Source organism: Xanthomonas populi, assembly GCF_002940065.1.
In the GTDB taxonomy this organism is placed as follows: Bacteria; Pseudomonadota; Gammaproteobacteria; order Xanthomonadales; family Xanthomonadaceae; genus Xanthomonas; species Xanthomonas populi.
Map to the genome: position 1 here is coordinate 1 of NZ_MDEJ01000051.1, position 16,068 is coordinate 16,068.

A 16,068-nucleotide genomic window follows, 5' to 3' on the forward strand; every position below is an offset into this window, starting at 1 on the left:
AAGTGCCTGGTGATCGTGGATGATGCACCACACGAAGCGCTCGCCATCGACGTGGAGCGCGTGATTCTCTGGCGACGGGGTGACGCGCGTACTCGACCGGCTTGCCATCAGACGTGGGTTGCCGCAAGTGATCCGCAATGACAACGGCAAGGAGGTGTGCGGCAAGACCATGGTCTGGGCGCATGCCCGTGACGTGCAGTGACGGCTGCTCCAACCTGGCAAGCCGAACCAGAATGCCTACAGCGTACGAGCAGGGTCCAGAAGTGGGACAGGCGTGGCTGCATCTAACAAGATACGGCAATAACACCACCACTGCGCTCACCGCCAGGCGTGCGCGGCGGGTGCTCGGAATCAGCATGTACCAGTCGTACCCTGCGGTTTTTCCGCGCCGTCCGCACCCCAACCGACGACCGCTTGCTCCGTTTTGTCAGCCGCTCTATGCCAACGACAACCCTCAGCCGCAGTAGATTGCAGTGATGTTGTTGTTCGGGCCGGTCTCGACGGTGAGGTGATCACCACCGCTTTCGCTGGCGCCCTGGGCCGGGTCTGCCAGGCCGCTGGCGGTGGTGCCGCCGGTGCTGCGTTCGCCGCGACGCACCCTGACCTGCAGGCTGTCGCTGTCCACGCGCGCACGTTCGATGGTCTGCGCGGCGGCGGCCAGGCCGACCGCGCCGCGCACCTTGTAGATATGGCACTGGCCGGAGATGACGCCGTCGATGGGCTGCACCTGCGCAATCTGGTTGGAGGCACAGGCCGAGAGCAACAACACGGCGGCGAGCGGAGCGAGGGTGCGGATCATTGTGGATCTCCAGCGTGAAGAATGGCGCAAGCGTGAAGGACGTGTTGTTGGTGTGGCATGAAGGCCGGCTGCCGGATACAGCGTTAGGCCCTGCAGCCCTACATTATCTTGTGCAAGCAGCTACGCGCGGTATGCCGACCGCGGCAACACGTTTCCGGTAAGCGACACCACTGCATCGCATCGGCGCGGCGATGGCATCGTGAGGGGCTTGGCAATATCGGCTCCAATCGATTCTGGTGCAGGCAGGACTTGGTCTGTAACGCAATGGCATAGGGCCCCGTACGAATTCAGAGCCCGTACTGGTCCATCGCAAGCGACGCTTCCGTGCAGGACCTCGGCACAGATCCCGCCCACCTGCAGCGACAGGACGCATTGCGGGTGACATGGGCGCCGCCGCATGCCACTCCTGGATCACTTCAATTTCTGGACGACTTCACGACAAATCTTCCGGCTAGTCGATCAATAGGCGCCTCTCTACATCTTTTCATCACCGGGGCAGCTTGCTCCACCAACGCCGCGAAGGGATCTGTCATGAACGCAGAACTGGCCAGCGTCTACGCCGACCAACAGCCGCAGCGCGCGCCGAGCGTACAGGACGTGACCCCGCCGCGCCCGGTGGTGTTCGCACCCGCGGCACCACCTGCGGCCCGATCACCCGGCAGATGAGCCGGGCGGCCTGGGCCAGTTGCTCAAGCAGTTCGTGTTCCTGGACATGTTCACCGTCAAACCGTCCGTGGCGGCGCGCCGATTGGCATGCATCCGCCCTCGGGCATTGCCACGCTCACCTAGCTGATGCGTGGCCAGCTGGGCTACGGGGATTCCACCGGTGAACAGGGCATCCTGCCGACCGGCGCGGTGGAGTGCATGCATACCGGCAACGGCGTCTGGCACAACGGCAGGCCGGTGGGTCAGGCCTCGGCCAAGCGCGTCCAGCTGCGGGTCGCACTGCCCGCAGCAGAAGAGAACGCCCCGCCGCAGAGTCTGTATCTGTCGCCTGACGCTGTGCCGATGGCCGGCCCGGTGCGGGTCCTGATGGGGCGCTACGGCGCGCTGGAAAACAAGATCCCTGCGCCGGCCGACATGCCGTCGGCTCGCGTAACGCGCGTGCAGGCCCTGTCGCTTGCGTTGGAATCCGGCAGCACCACGCTCAGGCGGCCCTGTTCGATCTCCGGGCGGGTGCGTGAGTGCCTGCGGCAACAACGCAATGCCGAGCCCGGCGAGGGTCGCCACGCGCAAGGCGCGCGCGGTGGTGGCGGCCAGGCGCGTCTGCAGCTTCACTTGTTCGGCAAGCCCGGAGCGGCCGATCAACGTCCAGGTTGTGTGCCCGCTGGGATGCGGGAAGCCGATGCAGTCGTGCTGCGGCAATTCGTCCAACCGCAGCGGCCTGCCGCGTGCCTGCAGATGGGCGGGGCTGGCGACCAGCAGGTCGCTGTTGTCGGCCAGGATCTGGCGGCCGACATAGCCCAGGTCCGGCAACATACCGCCACGAAAGGCCACATCGATACGCTCGGCGATCCGTTCGGCCTTGGCGTCGCTGAGCACGAATTCCAGGCGAACGCGCGGATGCGCGGCGAGAAATTCGCCACCCCATTGGACCCGAAAAAATCCGGAAATCCGCTGGCGCCGCCACGCGTACCAGACCGGCGGCTTCGTCGCCAGCGGCCACCAGGCTCTGCCCGGCCGACGTCAACCTGTCCACTGCATCGGCGCAACGTTCGTAAAAGGCGTGCCCGGCGTCGGCGTCGGCGTCGGCGTCGGTGAGGGTGAGGGTGAGGGTGAGGGTGAGCTTGCAGGTGAAGCGCTGCATCAAGCGCTTGTCCAGTTGCGCTTCCAACTGCTGCACGCGCCTGCTCACGCTGTTGGGCGCGGTACCGAGCCGGCACGCAGCTTCAGCAAAGCTGCCGCTGCGTACAACCTGCACGTACAGCGCGATGGCATTGAGATCGATCACCATCGGTCTTGACGCGTGGAAACGCCGAGCCTAAGCGTGCTGGCTGCGCGCAGTCGATCGCGGCGGCGTCGAGTACCGCTTGCGGCGGATCAGGTGCACCGGCGGCACGGCGCGTGACGCGACGCGTTCCTGCACACGTGCGGCTGCGCCTGAGGTGTGCGCAAACCGCCATCGACAGGGCTGAATCGGCTCACCCATCCACACTGCGCTGAAGCTCTCGGTCGCCTTGGTAGGTGATTTAACGCTGCGAGTGCGTCGGTTTTAGAGCGGCTGATCTGCGGCTTCGCTGCGGGGCCCTTGCCCACCCATCCCACAAGCCTGTTTACCAGACTGCGACGACGCAGTGGAGATTGCCGGTGCGCTTATTGCGTGCGCGTCAGCCCATAACGGTTCAACAGCTGTCGCAAGCGACGCTGCACCCGCTGCAGATCCGACTCGGCCGCATCATCGAGAATGCCTTTGGCCAAGGCATCGAACTGCTGCCAGAACTGGCTGGGGTCGCGCACCCGCTGCGGCCACACCGACAACATCTTGCCCAGGTCGGAGAGCTGGTGACTGGTGTGGGTACGTCTGCGTGTGCTCATGTCGCGTCTCCAGGCCAGTCCAGAGCCACAGCGTGAACCGCGCCGTCGTCGATCAGAGTGAAAGCAAGCACGGCTTGCATCACCCCATCGATTTCCAGCCGTGCTTGGACACCGGGGCGCTGGGTCACGTCAATGACATAGGTGCTGCTTCCGAAGCGATAGCGCAGCTGGTAGCCCGGCCAGCTGGCCGGGATGCACGGCACGATATGCATGCGCTCGCCATGGCGTTGCAGGCCAAGCAGCGATTCGGTCAGCAGCCGGTACATCCAGCCGGCCGAGCCGGTGTACCAGCTCCAGCCGCCGCGGCCGGCGTGCGGCGCCACCGCGTAGACGTCGGCGGCCAGCACATAGGGTTCGGCCCTGTAGCGCTGCACGCCCGCCGCATCGCGGGCGTGGTGGATCGGGTTGATCATGCCGGCCAGTTGCCAGGCCCGCGCGCTGTCGCCCAGATGCGCGAAGGCCATCGTCGCCCACACTGCGGCATGCGTGTACTGGCCGCCGTTTTCGCGCACGCCGGGGACGTAGCCACGGATGTAGCCGGGGTCGTGTTCGGTGCAGTCGAACGGCGGTACCAGCAGCTTGACGATGCCGGTCTCGGTATCGACCAGTTGCTGGCGCATCGCTTCCATCGCCTGTGCGCTGCGCGCCGGGTCCATCGCACCGGACAGCACCGCCCAACTCTGCGACAACGAATCGATGCGGCATTCGTCCGAGTCGCTAGACCCCAGCGGTGTGCCGTCATCGAACCAGGCACGCCGGTACCACCGGCCATCCCAGGCATGCTGTTCCAGCGCGGTGCGCAAAGCCTGCGCATGCGTGCGGCAGAGTGTGGCGAAGGGTGCATCGTCGCGCTGCACGGCCACGTCTGCGAACCGCAGCAGCGTGTCGTACAGGAAAAAGCCCAGCCACACGCTCTCGCCCTTGCCGTCCTTACCGACCCGGTTCATGCCATCGTTCCAGTCGCCGCTACCGATCAGCGGCAGGCCGCGTTCGCCCAGCCGCGCCATGCCGCGTTGCAAGGCAAGCACCGCATGCGCGTACAGCGACTGCACGTTGCCGGTGAGCTGTGGCAGGTCGTAATACGATTCCTCGTCGTGCTTGAGTTCGCGCCCATCGATGAAGCCCACGCGTTCGTCCAGCACGCTGGTATCGGCGGTGGTGTCCAGATAGCGACACAGCGCCTGCGGCAACCACAAAAAATCGTCCGAGCACTGCGTGCGCACGCCGCGGTCTTGCGGCGGGTGCCACCAATGCTGCACATCGCCCTGCACGAACTGATGCGCGGCGCAGCGCAGCAGATGCGCGCGGGTCAGCGCCGGCTGCGCGTGCACCATCGCCATGCTGTCCTGCAGCTGGTCGCGGAAGCCGTACGCGCCACCGGACTGGTAATAGCCGCTGCGCGCCAGGAACCGGCAGGCGATGGTCTGGTAGAGCAACCAGCCATTGGCCAGCAAGTCCACCGCGGGGTCGGGCGTGGTCACCTGCACGGTGCCCAGCATCTGCTGCCACTGCGCGCGCACCGCCAGCAAGGCGGTCTGCGCTGTCGCCACGCCACGGCTCTGGCGTGCCAGCGTCAGCGCGGTGTCGCGATCAACGGCTGCGCCCAGGCGGAACACTGTTTCAAAGCTCTGTTCGGCCGCCAGCTTCACCGGGATCTGGATCGCCGCGCACGGGTCCAGGCCGGCACCCACGCGCCCGGACAAACGCTGCCGGGCGAGCGCGGCAGGTGCGGCCAGGCTGCCATTGCGCCCGATAAATTCGCTGCGGTCGGCGGTGATGCTGCGGCTGGATGCATCGGCATCGAAGAACGCCACACGCCCGTCGAATTCGGTGTTGTACGGGTTGCGCGCAGTCAGCACGCCGCTGCCCAGGTCCATCTCGCTGACCACATGCAGCTGCGAGCGCGTGCGGATATCGCCCAGCACCCATTCCACATACCCGGTGACGCTGAGCCGGCGCGGGCGTCCGGACAGATTCTTCAGCCGTAGATGGCTGAACTTGATCGGCCGCTCCACATCGACGAACACCCAAAGCTCGCTGCCGATGCCGTGTTCGATATGGCTGTAGACGCTGTAGCCGAAGCCGTGGCGCACCGTGTAGCGGCCGCTGCCGCGGCAAGGCAGCGCCATCGGCGACCACACCTGGCCGGTGTCTTCGTCGCGCAGGTAGAACGCTTCGCTGGAGGCATCGCTGACCGGGTCGTTATGCCACGGCGTGAGCCGGAATTCGTGCGCGTTCTCGGCCCAGCTGTAGCCGGGGCTGCTGTCGCTGACCACGCTGCCGAACTGCGCGTTGGCCATCACGTTGCACCATGGCGCCGGTGTGGCGGTGCCTTCGTCCAGGGTGATGCGGTATTCGCGGCCGTCGGCGGCAAATGCGCCCAGGCCGTTGTCGAACAGCATCGGTTCTTCCGCGGCAGCCTGCAGGGTGTTGTCCAGGTACGCGGCATGCGTGCTGGCCAACTCATCGTCGCTATCCAGTTGCTGGATTGGCTCCAGCAACGGCGGCTGCGCACGCGCGCTGGGATGACGCTGTAGCTGCGCGTCCAGGGTGCCGTTGGCATCGCTCAGGATCGCGCGTGCCACGGTCTGCAGCAGGACGCGGTCTTCCTGCGAAATGTGCTCGATGGCGCGCACGAAGATGCCGCCTGGGCGTTCGAGCACATTGGCTTCGGGGTCGGCGGTGATCAAACCCAGAATGGCGTCCTGCAATTGCTGGCGATACCCGGCCTGGCTTTCGTTCCAGATCACCAGATCCGCACGCAGGCCTTTCAGGCGCCAGTACGCATGCGCCTGCACCAGCTGGCGCACCAGGTCCAGATTGTCCGGGTCGGTGATGCGCAGCAGCACGATCGGCAGATCGCCGGAGATGGCATGACTCCACAGCGCAGACTGGCCGCGATGGTTGTGCAGCAGCACCTCGTTGTCGGCGCGCAGTTGCGGGTCGACGAACAGCACGCGTGCGGCCAGCCGCTCGTAAAGCATCGCGTCTTCCAGCGAGGCATTGATCTGCCGGCGCGTGACCTGGCTCTGGGTCAGCGCCAGATCGAACACGCGATCGGCCAGACGGCGGTCGCGGTACTTGTCGATCAACGTGGTGCAAGCCTCGCGTTGGGTGCCCACGCCGTAGACCATGTCGACCTGCGCTTGTTGATCCGGCGCCAGCGAGATGCGGCAGCGGATCGCCACGATCGGGTCCAGCACCGAACCGGCCGCGCCGGACAAGCTGGCGTGATCGCGCAAGGCAAGCGGATTGCGGGTGCTGCGCCCGCGCCCGACAAACGCAGCGCGGTCGGTTTCGTAGGAGATCGTCGCCACATCGGCATCGTGCACGGCCACCAGATGCAGCATCCACGGTTGCGCCTCGTCGTGCCCGCGCGGGCGCCGTGTGCACAGCAGCGCCTGTTTGTCGGCCAGGATCTCGGTCTGCACGAACAGATTGCTGAAAGCCGGATGCGCCTCGTCGGCCTGCGCCGGCGCCAGCACCACTTCGGCGTAGGTAGTGATTTCGATCACGCGCGTCTGCCGCGAACGGTTACGGATGCGCAGCCGGCGCAGCTCCACATCGTCTTCGGCGGAAATGGCGATTTCCAGATGGCTGTCGTAACGCTGGTGGCTGCCCTTGAACTCGGCCTTGGCATCGGAAAAAATCGCTTCGTACCGCTCCACCGGAACGCAGGTCGGTTGATGCGCGGCCGACCACACCGCGCCGCTGTCCACATCGCGCAGATAGCAGAACGTGCCCCAGTGATCGCGGGTGCCGTCTTCGCGCCAGCGGGTCACCGCCATGTCGCGCGCGCGGCTGTAGCCACCGCCGGCCGAGGTCAGCATGCCGTGGTAACGCCCGTTGGAGAGCAGTTGCAACGCCGGCTGCGGCAGATTGGGGTCGCGATGGATGCGCAAGGCCATGCGCGCCTCGGTGGGAACCGGGCGTTCGGCTGCTTCGGCCAGACCTTTGACGTACACGCCGGCACGCGGTGCACGTTCCTGCAACAGCAACAGCGTGGCCTGGAATTGCGGGTCGGCCACGAAGCGCTTTTGCATCGGCGCATCGCGCAACACGTGGTCCAGCGCCAGCAGTGCCATGCCCTGGTGATGCGACATGAACGAGCGCACCAAGGCGTGCTGTTCGCCACGCGGCACCCGCGAGGGGGTGTAGTCGATCGCCTCGTACAGGCCGAAGCGGCCGCTGAATCCCAGTGCCTGCAGCTGCTGCAGATTGCGGCAGGCCGCGTCCGGTTCGACCATCAGCGCCATCGCGCTGGCATACGGGGCGATCACCAGATCCTGGCCCAAGCCGCGCTTGAGCCCGAGCCCAGGCACACCGAACGCGCGGTATTGATAATTGCGCCGCGTATCGACCGTGTTGTAGCCCGATTCGGACACCCCCCACGGCACATCGCGCGTGGCGCCATAACGGATCTGCGCCTGCACCGCACCGCGCATCGAGCGGCTCAGCAGCGTCTGCGGGTAACTGGGCATCACCAGGTCGGGCATCAGGTACTCGAACATCGAGCCGCTCCACGACAGCAGCGTCGGCTCGGCACCGGTGTCGGTGAGCGTGCGCCCCAGCGCGAACCAGCTCTCCTGCGGCAGCTTGCCCTGGGCGATCGCCACGAAGATGCCCTGGCGTGCCTCGGAAGCGAGCAGATCGTAATGGCCGCTATCCGGGCGATGGTCGTCGACGTTGTAGCCGATTGACAGAAATTGGTGGGCGGGGCTGTAGAGGAAATCGTAGTCCATTTGCGCCAGTTGCCAGGCGATATGCGCAAGCCGTTGCAGCTCCTGCACGCGTTTGGCGGCCCAGGTCTGCACACGCGGTGTGTGGCTGCTGTTGGCGAGCTGCCGCAGCGTGGCGACCGTATCGCCGGCATCGTCTGCCGCGTGCAGATCGGTGCTGGCAAACGCCGCTGTGCAATGGCCCAACTCGGCCAACGCCGCCTTGCAACTGCTCACCAGGCGCTGCGGCCACGGTTCTTCGTCCTCGGGATTGCCCGGCATCGAGGCCAGGATCAACTGGCTTTGCGCCAATAGCAGGCGCAGCGCTTCGTCGGCCTGTTGCAGGCTTGGCGCGGGCTGGCTGCGGATGCTCTGCAAGGTCTGCGACATCGCGCTCAATGCGCCGGTGGCGGCAACGCTGCGCGGCTGCGTTTGTAGGGCCAGCACGCCCAAGGTGTCGGCCAGGCCATCGAACACCGCCATCGAGACCGCCGGCGCATCCACCAGTGCCAGCAGGCCTTGCCGCAGCGTCAGCAGATGCCCGGCAAGGTTGCCGCTGTCGACGGTGGAGACGTAACGCGGCAACAGCGGCACCAGCGTTTCGGTGTCGTACCAGTTGTAGAAATGGCCGCGATACCGCAGCAGCGCTTCCAGCGTGGTCAGCGTATCGGCCACGCGGCTCATCACGCCGGCCACTGTCAGATAGCCCAGATCGTAGGCAGCCAGATTGGCCAGCAGGCCCAGCCCGATGTTGGTCGGCGAGGTGCGGGTGGCCACCACCGTAACCGGGTATTCCTGCACGTTGTCCGGTGGCACCCAGTGATGCTGGGCGGTGCAATGGCTTTCGAAAAACGCCCAGGTGCGCCGCGCCAATCCGCCGAGGAAATCGCGCTGCTCCTGCGACAACTGCGCCACCGGGGCGGCGGGCTGCTCGCCCAACCAGGCCATCAGCCACGGCGCGGCCATCCAAGCCAGCCCCAACGGCAGCGCGGCCCACACCGCCAACGGCGACCACCACGCCACCGCCGCGACCACCAGCGCCGCACTGCAGGCGGCGCCGGCCATCAGCTGTTGTTCGGCATTGCCGCTACGCGCGCTGCGTTCCACTTCGCTGGACGGCGCCCACTGCAGCAGATGGCGGTGGGTGATCGACATCCGCACCAGCGTGCGGGCGATAGCGGCCAGCTGCAGCCCCGCTTCGAATGGCAGGCAGGCCAGCACCACGCCGCTACGCAGCAGGTACTGACGCAGGCCCACCCCGACCTGGCGCGCGTGATGACGCAGCCCCAGACCTTCAGGCGGGTGCGCCAGCGCATACACCGCCGCACACAGCCCCGGCAGCACCCATAGCACCAGCAGCCACAGCGTCCAGCGTACTGGCGTGGGCGAACACAGCCAGCCGATCAGCAGCAAACTCAGAGCGGCCGGTGCCACCAGGCTGCGGCGCAGGTTGTCCAGCAGCTTGCCGCGCGACAGCCACGACAACGGGTTGCGCGCGCGCTGGCCACCACGGTCGGGCACCCACGGCAGCAGCCACGGCAATAGCTGCCAATCGCCACGCACCCAACGCGCGCGGCGCTTGGCATCGGTGGCATAGCGTTGCGGATGCCGTTCGTACAGGCGCACATCGCTGAGCAAACCGGCGCGTACATAGCAGCCTTCCAGCAGGTCATGGCTGAGCACACGGTTGTCGGGGAAGCGGCCGGCCAGCACCTGCTCGAAGGTGGCCACCGCATAGATACCCTTGCCGATGAAGGAGCCTTCGCCGAACAGATCCTGATACACATCCGACACCACGCGGGTGTATGGGTCGATGCCCGGCTCGCTGCCGAACATGCGCGCAAACCGCGATTCGCCGCCTTCGCTCATGCCGGTGCCCAGGCCGGGCTGCAGAATGCCGTAACCGGCCTCGACGAGTTGCCCGGCCGCATCCATGCGCGGCCCATTCAACGGATGCGACATCGCCCCGACCAGCGCGCGCGCGGCATCGCGCGGCAGGTGGGTGTCGCTATCCAGCGTGATCACATAACGCACCTGCACCAGCGCGGCGACATCGCCTTGCACCTGCAGGAATTCGTTGGCTGCATGCAGCGGCGCATCGCCCGCGCGCAACAGACGGTTGAGCGCTTCCAGCTTGCCGCGCTTGCGCTCTGCGCCCATCCAGCAGCCTTCGCCCGCGTTCCACTGGCGTGCGCGGTGCAGCAGGAAGAAACGATCGCCGTGCGCGTCGGCATAAGCCGTGTTCAGCCGGTCGATGTGTTGCGCCGCATGTGCCACCAGCGCCATGTCCGCAGGCAACAGCGCCTGCGCGGCATCGAGAAAGTCGGTGAGCAGCGCGAAATACAGCTGCGCGTCGCGGTTGGCCAGGTAATGCACCTCCAACGCGCTGGCCAGCTCATCGATGGCCTCGGTGCTGGCCAGCATGCTCGGCATCACCACCAGCGTGCGGCAATCTGGAGTAATGCCGGCACGCAGGTCCATGCGCGGCAACAGATGCGGGCGTACCCATAGCGTTGCCACCCAGTTGACCAGGGCAATGCCCAGCTCGCTGGCGGCCAGCAGCGCGATGCCGGCGGTAATCCACCAAAGCACCGGTGGCAGGGCGCTCACGCCCTGCAGCAACACGCCGCTCCACAACACGGAGATCACAGCGATGGGCAGCAGATACACCGGCAGCGCAACGCGTCGCGCGCGTGGGCGCGGTGGTTTCGGTGTGCCGGGCGCGGCTGGGTCGCGCAGCGCGGCACGCAGCAGCGGCAATCCCGCATCCACCAGGTAATAGCCCACGTGGGTGGCCACCGGTGAATCGGAGCCCGGCTGCGCGGCTAATTGCAGGACGCGTTCGGCAACTGCCGGCTCGTCGCGATCCAGGCGCTGCGCCAGATGTTCCACCACATGCCGGTAGGTATCGCGGGTGTGGAAATCCATGCGTGCGTAAACGTCGGCCGGATCCTTGCGCAAGGTCTGCTCGACCACGCTCATGGCCTCGACGAAGTCGCGCCAATCCATTTCATCCAGAAACCGCAGGCTGCCGATGCTGTTGCTGATCGCCACCTGCTCGGCCGCCTGGCGTTGGCTCTCGGCGTGCACCAGGCCTTCCACACTGTGGCCCTCGCTTGCCAGCCATTGCTCCACCCAGGCGCTGGCCATCGACAACACCGGCCCGCGGCCCTGGATGCCGCGCGTCAGCTCGGCCACGAACGCGCCGGTGGCCGGCGGCTGCGAGCGCGCCATATCGGCCACCAGCAGCACCACATCCTTGGGCTGCGCCGCGGCCGTGGCGTTGAGCAACGCGGCCCACTGCGCCGCCAGGCGGGTGTCACGGCCGTCGTGCATGATGTGCTCGGCAATGCGGCGCAGATTGTCGATCAGCGCCAGCCGCAACATGATCGGAATCGCCCACAATTCGCCGAGTTTGAGCGGCGCCACTTGCTGATAGGCGGCGATGAAACGGCTCAGCGTGATCGCATCCACGCGCCCGTCGCCATGCGCCACCACCTGCAGGCCCAGCTCGTAGACACGCGGCAGGCCAACCGACGTTGGCGTGCGCAAGCGTGGCAATTGCCGGCTATAACCGGGTGGAAGATGCTGACGCGCCAGGCGCATCTGTTCTTCCACCAGATAATAGTTGTCCAGTAACCATTCGCCGGCCGGATGCAGGCGCAAGCCATCGGCCGACATGTCGGTCAGTTTCGATGCCGCCGTGCCGAGCGAGCGCTCGTTGAATTTGAGTTGCGACAACAGCAGCTCGCGGTTTGGCCCGGTGTAGAGCACATGCGCCTGCGCCAAGCTGAGTCCCAGCGCCTCCATCTGCTCGTCGCCAAATAAGGCGGCGCCTTCGGGCACTGCATCCCGCACCGGAGGATGCTGCAGGATTGCTGCTGGTTGGGTAATCGACTGCCACCAGAGAGAGAACGCAGAAGCCTTGCGCTGTGGTGGCATGGAGACATAACCTTTGCAGCATAGAAGCCGCTAAAAGATGTGATCATGCGCGCTTAGTCTGCGGGGCATGTGAAGGCAGCACGCCGGACGCGCAGCAGCGCGTGACTGCTATGCGGTGCATGGTGAGGGTGTGCATGTGCGTGGCTCGCGCATGGTCGCGGCGATGGAGGCTGCATGCGTGGTGGTGCATCCACTTGTTGCAACAGCCGGTTGTGTATCTGCAGTCGACGACGGTGGTCTCTGGATCGAAGCAGCCGGCGCAGCGCTGTTCCATGCAACAACCTTTCGCCTGTTCTGGTAACAGGGCTACGAATCCACATTGTTGAGCCAGCTCAAGGCTGCGATCGGCTGCGGCATCACCGCGCCCAGCTTCCATGCAGCGCTCGGTCCAAAACAGGCGGTAGAGCTTGCGCTGCGCCACTCAGCGAAGATGCAGTGCGAGCGCGGCCACCTGAAGGGCTGCATGGTTACGCCGGGTGATGAGCGCACCCTCACCGGAACTCTCGGCGATCTGCGCTCCGCTGACGCGCGCGCCGCAGAAAGCCAGCATCGGTCTCGAGGCCCAGATAACCTCTCGCTGGCTCCTCCCCAGATTCATTTCTAGCCGTCTCACAGTTTCCGCCAGCGATGCGGATTACAAGCGCATGATCTGCAACGGGTCGCCGCTTCGCAGTGCGATACCTACCTCGCTACGCAGCCATCATCATGTTCGCCTATGGCTGCGATCAGAACTAATGACTTCTCACCTATCGGTCTGCTGGCCATGATTCAGTTCCCTCAAACGAGCTGATGCCATGCGCCCTGGATCCCTCATGGTGCTAGCCCTGCTAGCCCCAACGTTGATCGCTCCGCCGGTCTTCGCCCAATCCGCTCTGACCCGCGACAATGGCGCCAGGGTCGGTGACAACCAGAATTCGCAGACTGCCGGCCCGACCGGCCCGGTCCTGCTGCAGGACGTGCAGCTGATCCAGAAGCTGCAACGCTTCGATCGCGAGCGCATTCCCGAGCGCGTGGTGCATGCCCGCGGTACCGGCGTCAAAGGCGAATTCATTGCCACTGCCGATCTGTCCAGCCTGACCAAGGCCAAGGTGTTCAGCGCCGGCGAAAAGACCCCGGTATTCGTGCGCTTCTCCTCGGTGGTGCACGGCAACCACTCGCCGGAAACGCTGCGCGACCCGCATGGTTTCGCCACCAAGTTCTACACAAGCGAAGGCAACTGGGATCTGGTCGGCAACAACTTCCCGACCTTTTTCATCCGCGATGCGATCAAGTTCCCCGACATGGTCCACGCGTTCAAGCCGGACCCGCGCACCAACCTGGACGACGATTCGCGTCGCTTCGATTTCTTCTCGCACGTGCCGGAAGCCACCCGCACGCTGACACTGCTGTATTCCAACGAAGGCACCCCCGCCGGCTATCGCTTCATGGACGGCAACGGCGTGCATGCCTACAAGCTGGTCAACGCGCAGGGCCAAGTGCATTACGTCAAGTTCCATTGGAAGACGCTGCAGGGCATCAAGAACCTCGATCCCAAGCAGGTTGCCGCAGTCCAGTCCAAGGACTACAGCCACCTGACCAACGATCTGGTCGGCGCGATCAAGAAGGGCGACTACCCGAAGTGGGACCTGTACGTGCAGGTGCTCAAGCCGGAAGACTTGGCCAAGTTCGATTTCGATCCGCTGGATGCCACCAAGATCTGGCCGGATGTGCCGGAGCAGAAGGTCGGGCAGCTGGTGTTGAACAAGAACGTGGACAACTTCTTCCAGGAGACCGAGCAGGTCGCGATGGCGCCGGCCAATCTGGTGCCGGGTATCGAGCCGTCGGAAGACCGCTTGCTGCAGGGTCGCATTTTTTCCTGCGCCGACACCCAGCTGTATCGCATCGGTACCAACGGCCTGAGCCTGCCGGTCAACCGTCCGCGTGTGGCCGTCAATAACGGCAACCAGGATGGCGAGGCCAATACCGGGCACACCACCAGCGGCGTGAATTACGAGCCGAGCCGCCTGGAGCCGCGTCCGCAGGACACCGCCGCGCGTTATAGCGAGTTGCCGTTGTCGGGCACCACGCAGCAGGCCAAGATCACCCGCGAGCAGAACTTCAAGCAGGCAGGTGAGCTGTATCGGTCCTACAGCAAGAAGGATCGGGCCGATCTGGTGCAAAGTTTCGGTGAGTCGCTGGCCACCACCGACACCGAGAGCAAGCACATCCTGTTGTCGTTCCTGTACAAGGCCGACCCCGAGTACGGCACCGGCGTGACCCGTGTCGCCAAGGGCGACCTGGCCCGCGTCCAGCAGCTGGCCTCCAGCCTGCAGGACTGATCCACCCGACGGCATTGCGGCCTGTGCCGCGGTGCCGTTCTCGCTATCGGGAGAACCACATGCGCACCGTGCTATTTCTGATGCTTGCCGCCGCGTCTGCGGTTGCCAACGCTGCCTCACCCGCGCCTGTATCCACCAGTGCCGGTAATGCAGCAGCCAACCCCGCGCAGATCAAGCTGCAATTGCGCGACTATTTTTTCGACGCGGCACGCGAAGGTCGGCAGGACATGCTGGCCGAGTTCATCCGTTCGCACTACGACCTCAATACCCGCGATGAGAAGGGCTACACCGCCTTGATCCTGGCCGCTTATCACGGCCAGCGGCCTGCGGTGGAACAGTTGCTCACTGCCGGCGCCGACCCCTGCGCGCAGGACAAGCGCGGCAACACCGCGCTGATGGGCGCGATCTTCAAGGGTGAGCTGGGCATCGCCAAGCGGCTGATGCAGGCCGACTGCACCCCGGATCAGCGCAACAATGCCGGCCAGACCGCGGCCATGTATGCGGCGCTGTTCCAACGCACCGATGTCATCAAGGATCTGGCCGCCAAGGGCGCAGACCTCAGCCTCAAGGACGGTCAGGGCAACGATGTGACCAAGCTGCAACGCGGCGAGTTTGCTACTGCGCCGGTGCGCTGATTGCGTCGGTGATGCCAAGGCACGTTCCGGCATGCCTGGCGTGTGTGTTGCACCGCTTACATCACGTCTGGCCACACCGTCTGCAGCGCTTTCTGGTGCCGGCGACATCGGTGACGATCGTACGCTTGCTGCGTGTGGCACAGCCAGCGCCCAGGTCCGCTGCCGCTGCTGCGGCCCCATTGCGCTCAGTTGAGCCCCCTCGCCGCCAAGTCCTGCCTGAGTTCTGTTCACGCCCGGCCTACGGCGATCTTCAGTGGAACTCTCCTGCGGAGCCTGGGCAAGTGCTTAGCGGTGGCTACAGAGTTCTGTACGCAGCCATTGCCCTGGCTTGAGCTTCGACACCACCAATCCGCATTGATAGAACCACTCCGCGTCGGTACCCGCGCGCACCGCGTCGTCGCGTCGTCGCTTCGTCGCTTCGTCGCGGCTTCGCGGCTTCGCGGCTTCGCAAGCAGCCTGTACACACCAGCGACCATCAGCACAAGCTCTCCGCTGATCGTCAGCGATTAGCCGTCGGGAACGCCCGCGTCTCAAACGTGCCACCCGCGCATTGCATCGTAGGCCCGTAGATCGGTTGGTCCAGTGTCGGCGTGCCAAGGCGTTCCAAATCGACCTCTCCACGACCGAAGAAGAGCCTCAGCCCCGCCGCCGGTTTTCTGCTGCGTGTGCATTGAAACTCTGGCGGTAGTGATTATTTTTCTGCCGGCACGTCAGGGTTTTTCTGACATCGAAACCCTTATGCGCCAAGGCGTTGACATAAATCTGAGCGCACGCTGACTTGCTTATAATTGGCTGGAAAAAACCGCAGAAAAAAGTTCAAGAAAGCGCTCGCAACGCCGATGCTGACGGTATCGCACACTGGAACCCCCGGACCATGAAGCTCGATCCTTCCATCCCTTTTCTGATGTCCCTGCTCGCCATGGTGCTGTGCACCGCTACCGCCGTCGTGGCGCTGGTGTTCGGCCAGGTGCATGTCCTTGCAACCTCGTGGAGCTTTTACACCGTGCTGGGCACTGCCTTGATCACGCTGGTCGCCTCCTACCACGCACTCGGCAAGCCGTTGAGCGCCGAAGAGCGTGCCGGCTTCCGCAACCGGTAAGCGTTGCTCGCCCCCAGGCGAA

Annotated in this window: 7 protein-coding genes, 1 other RNA gene and 4 pseudogenes; 7 read left to right on the forward strand and 5 right to left on the reverse strand. The window is 65.2% G+C overall.

Annotated features, from left to right (window positions below):
- Together XpopCFBP1817_RS10060 and XpopCFBP1817_RS10065 are read left to right on the forward strand one after the other, a co-directional pair.
- A pseudogene (locus tag XpopCFBP1817_RS10060) lies at positions 1-199 on the forward strand (IS3 family transposase); the annotation flags it as partial.
- A gap of 157 nt (positions 200-356) precedes the next feature.
- A non-coding RNA gene (locus XpopCFBP1817_RS10065) (sX9 sRNA) lies at positions 357-433 on the forward strand.
- A 21-nt stretch (positions 434-454) separates the two neighbouring features.
- Here XpopCFBP1817_RS10065 and XpopCFBP1817_RS10070 read toward each other — a convergent pair.
- Positions 455-799 carry a hypothetical protein gene (locus XpopCFBP1817_RS10070; RefSeq protein WP_128417031.1) on the reverse strand — a complete coding sequence of 115 codons (345 nt, stop codon included), beginning with the start codon at positions 797-799 and terminating at the stop codon, positions 455-457.
- 792 nt (positions 800-1,591) lie between these two features.
- On the opposite strand from XpopCFBP1817_RS10070, the pseudogene XpopCFBP1817_RS22865 reads away from it, so the two are divergent.
- A pseudogene (locus XpopCFBP1817_RS22865) lies at positions 1,592-1,675 on the forward strand (pirin family protein); the annotation flags it as partial.
- 360 nt (positions 1,676-2,035) lie between these two features.
- Here XpopCFBP1817_RS22865 and XpopCFBP1817_RS22870 read toward each other — a convergent pair.
- The 4 genes and pseudogenes from XpopCFBP1817_RS22870 to XpopCFBP1817_RS10090 all read right to left on the reverse strand — a co-directional run.
- A pseudogene (locus XpopCFBP1817_RS22870) lies at positions 2,036-2,341 on the reverse strand (LysR substrate-binding domain-containing protein); the annotation flags it as partial.
- Positions 2,342-2,633: 292 nt separating this feature from the next.
- Positions 2,634-2,753 (reverse strand): annotated as a pseudogene (locus XpopCFBP1817_RS22875) (helix-turn-helix domain-containing protein); the annotation flags it as partial.
- Between the two features lie 359 nt (positions 2,754-3,112).
- Positions 3,113-3,334: a hypothetical protein gene (locus tag XpopCFBP1817_RS10085; protein ID WP_128417032.1), complete on the reverse strand. Its 222-nt coding sequence runs from the start codon at positions 3,332-3,334 to the stop codon at positions 3,113-3,115.
- Complete coding sequence (locus tag XpopCFBP1817_RS10090) at positions 3,331-11,994, reverse strand: GH36-type glycosyl hydrolase domain-containing protein (protein WP_128417033.1); 8,664 nt, start codon at positions 11,992-11,994, stop codon at positions 3,331-3,333. Before XpopCFBP1817_RS10090 ends, XpopCFBP1817_RS10085 begins: the two co-directional genes overlap by 4 nt.
- A 322-nt stretch (positions 11,995-12,316) precedes the next feature.
- On the opposite strand from XpopCFBP1817_RS10090, the gene XpopCFBP1817_RS22880 reads away from it, so the two are divergent.
- From XpopCFBP1817_RS22880 to XpopCFBP1817_RS10110, 4 genes are all read left to right on the forward strand, one after another.
- Positions 12,317-12,598: a hypothetical protein gene (locus XpopCFBP1817_RS22880; protein ID WP_244171128.1), complete on the forward strand. Its 282-nt coding sequence runs from the start codon at positions 12,317-12,319 to the stop codon at positions 12,596-12,598.
- Between the two features lie 208 nt (positions 12,599-12,806).
- Positions 12,807-14,312, forward strand: a complete 1,506-nt coding sequence (gene katB / locus XpopCFBP1817_RS10100; protein ID WP_208619594.1) for a catalase KatB — start codon at positions 12,807-12,809, stop codon at positions 14,310-14,312.
- Positions 14,313-14,371: 59 nt separating this feature from the next.
- The gene (locus tag XpopCFBP1817_RS10105; protein ID WP_128417035.1) at positions 14,372-14,947 is read left to right on the forward strand and encodes an ankyrin repeat domain-containing protein; all 576 of its coding nucleotides are present in this window, start codon (positions 14,372-14,374) and stop codon (positions 14,945-14,947) included.
- Positions 14,948-15,821: 874 nt separating this feature from the next.
- Positions 15,822-16,046, forward strand: coding sequence for a hypothetical protein (locus XpopCFBP1817_RS10110; RefSeq protein WP_167393896.1), 225 nt, complete (start codon positions 15,822-15,824; stop codon positions 16,044-16,046).
- Positions 16,047-16,068 lie beyond the last annotated feature (22 nt).

What these genes read in the sequence shown, in the direction of transcription:
- XpopCFBP1817_RS10070 (WP_128417031.1), bottom strand. Translation starts at nt 799, where the DNA reads ATGATCCGCACCCTCGCTCCGCTCGCCGCCGTGTTGTTGCTCTCGGCC.
- XpopCFBP1817_RS10085 (WP_128417032.1), bottom strand. Translation starts at nt 3,334, where the DNA reads ATGAGCACACGCAGACGTACCCACACCAGTCACCAGCTCTCCGACCTG.
- XpopCFBP1817_RS10090 (WP_128417033.1), bottom strand. Translation starts at nt 11,994, where the DNA reads ATGCCACCACAGCGCAAGGCTTCTGCGTTCTCTCTCTGGTGGCAGTCG.
- katB (WP_208619594.1), top strand. Translation starts at nt 12,807, where the DNA reads ATGGTGCTAGCCCTGCTAGCCCCAACGTTGATCGCTCCGCCGGTCTTC.
- XpopCFBP1817_RS10105 (WP_128417035.1), top strand. Translation starts at nt 14,372, where the DNA reads ATGCGCACCGTGCTATTTCTGATGCTTGCCGCCGCGTCTGCGGTTGCC.
- XpopCFBP1817_RS10110 (WP_167393896.1), top strand. Translation starts at nt 15,822, where the DNA reads ATGAAGCTCGATCCTTCCATCCCTTTTCTGATGTCCCTGCTCGCCATG.